The following is a 2,316-nucleotide window of genomic DNA, read 5'->3' as shown; positions in this document are numbered from 1 at the left end:
TCCAGTCGTTGGTCTGGATATAGCAAAAGGTGAAAGTCAGGTTCAAGCTTTCTTGGATAAGAAAAAACCATACAAAAGTAGTTTTAAAGTTTCACATAAACTTGAGGGATTAGATACTTTACATCAATTTCTTAGAGAAATTGAGAACTTAACAGGGGTTAAACCTCCAATTGTTCTTGAAGCTACAGGGCATTATCATACACCCGTTGTTCAGTATTTTTAGGACAGAGATTATTTATTAATAATTATAAATCCTCTTGTCTCCTATCGAGCCAAGAGCTCAAGTTTACGGAAAGTAAAGACAGATAAAATCGATGCTAATCATCTCTGTAAGTTGTACTATAAAGAGGATTTAGAGCCCTATAAAAAACGTGGAATACATCTCTTAAACCTTCGTAATCTTACAAGACAACACGAAAACATAACAGGAATATATGTACAAGCCAAACTACAATTTCAAGCAGTTCTTGATCAGGTTTTCCCTGAATATGTAGGTGTTTTTGGGGATTTATATTCTGTTGTTTCTTTACTAACTTTATTAGATTATCCTACATCTAACGATGTCTTAGAAGAAGGAGAAGAAATGATAACAGCTAGAATCAAAGAGCACTGTAAAAGTCGCTCTCACAAATGGGCAAATACTAAGGCAAAGGAACTTATAGATGCGGCAGCTAGGAATCCTTTTCAGAGGACTTTATATCAAAGCCATATTTTAACCCTAAAAATGTATATCAATATGCTTTTAGAATACCAAAGACACCTATCTTCGTTTCAAGCTGAGATAGATGCTTTAGCAAAAGAACTTATAGAATATAAGATTATCCAATCAATCCCTGGTATCGGAGAAAAAATCGCGGCAATGTTTATTTCCGAAATCGGTGAGATTGATCAGTTTAATCACCCTAAAAAACTTGTAGCCTTTGCCGGAATTGACCCTAGTATCTTTGAGTCTGGAAGGTTCAAGGGAACCGTAAACAGAATAACAAAAAGAGGGTCAAGTAGGCTAAGGCGTGCCTTATATTTGGCTGTAAAATGCGCTATACGTGATTGTCGTAAAAAGAAAACAACCAAAGAAATCATTCCACGCAACAAGAGGTTAAGAGAGTTCTATGATAAGAAACGCGAAGAAGGAAAACTTTATAAAGTAGCTGTAATCGCTTGTGCAAATAAGCTCTTACACTGGATTTACGCACTATTAAAAACCAACACTACTTTCCAAGATATCGCTTAATTTATAAATAAAACCAAACAATACAAAACCTTCCAAAAGTCGAATCTAGGAGGGTTGTTTGGCATGCGCATTTTTAGTATAACATAAAAAATTTTAAGCTTTTATTGAAAAATGTTGACAAACTATTAGCTGGTTTAGTTGAAGAACAATTATTGTATTAGTATTTTTGGATAATCTTTGGCAGTTGCATTAAATTTACTGACACCCAATCGTTTTTGTACCTTTTTTTCCAAATCCGCTATTGTTCGGTCGAAGGGGTCTTCAGTCAATTGAGATATAATCCCATTATTATTAAATCCTTTTAATTTTTGCCAAGGAATGTCATAAAGAGAATTTCCGTTATTTAAGTAATCTACAAAGCCTTGAGAAAAGTAGTTAAGCCAAAAGATGCCTGGAATTCTTTCCTTTAATGTTCCTGTTATATGCTGTCTATCCTCAGCCTCTTCTTCTGTTACATAGCCGTAAATAGCTTCGAAACAGTCCACTAACCCTTCAAACAATGGCAATATATCATTCTTTATTTGATTAAATACTTTTTTATTCAAATAAATGGTTAGATAGTTCAGACTTAGTTCAGTCGGGTGCAACCACCAATGAGTTTGACACCAATATCCCTTACTCTTTCCAAGCATTCCGCCTGATTTGCCAATCATTTTGTTAGTTTCGAAATCATATATTCCAGGTTCTTCTGTCGTCCACATACCAATAGCATCTTCCATTGAAAATGATTTTTTTACTGGTTCGAATAATCCTATTTTTTCAATATTTAATCCACTTTGGTCCATTAAATCAAAGAAATTTTTTGCGTATTTTTCAGTACCAATATGCTTGATTGAATAAATGCTGATATAAATTCCCATCGTACCACCTCATTACAAATAAGCCATTTCTGTTATTTTTTACTATTTCTATATTCAAATTTAAAAGTCCTTCTTCAAGTAGTCGAGTAGAAGGGAGCCTTTCTACCTTCCGGTAGATTGTACTCCTCCCCCTCACAGAACCGTGCTTGCACTATTAATGCACACGGCTCCTCCTAGTTATCGTTTACAGACTGTAGCTAATCTCTTTTCTTAGATTCAGATTTT

1 protein-coding gene and 1 pseudogene are annotated in these 2,316 nt (G+C 34.4%); one reads left to right on the top strand and one right to left on the bottom strand.

The genetic code is table 11. From position 1 onward, the window contains the following. Positions 1–1,231 (top strand): annotated as a pseudogene (locus E2K98_RS30405) (IS110 family RNA-guided transposase); the annotation flags it as partial. Positions 1,232–1,380: 149 nt separating this feature from the next. Here E2K98_RS30405 and E2K98_RS30400 read toward each other — a convergent pair. Then, on the bottom strand, positions 1,381–2,091 hold the full coding sequence (locus tag E2K98_RS30400; RefSeq protein WP_133340723.1) for a hypothetical protein: 711 nt from the start codon (positions 2,089–2,091) through the stop codon (positions 1,381–1,383). Positions 2,092–2,316 lie beyond the last annotated feature (225 nt).

It is taken from the genome of Bacillus salipaludis, from assembly GCF_004358205.1.
The sequence above is the reverse complement of the archived record's forward strand: the minus strand, read 5'-3'. Positions and strand labels throughout refer to the sequence as shown.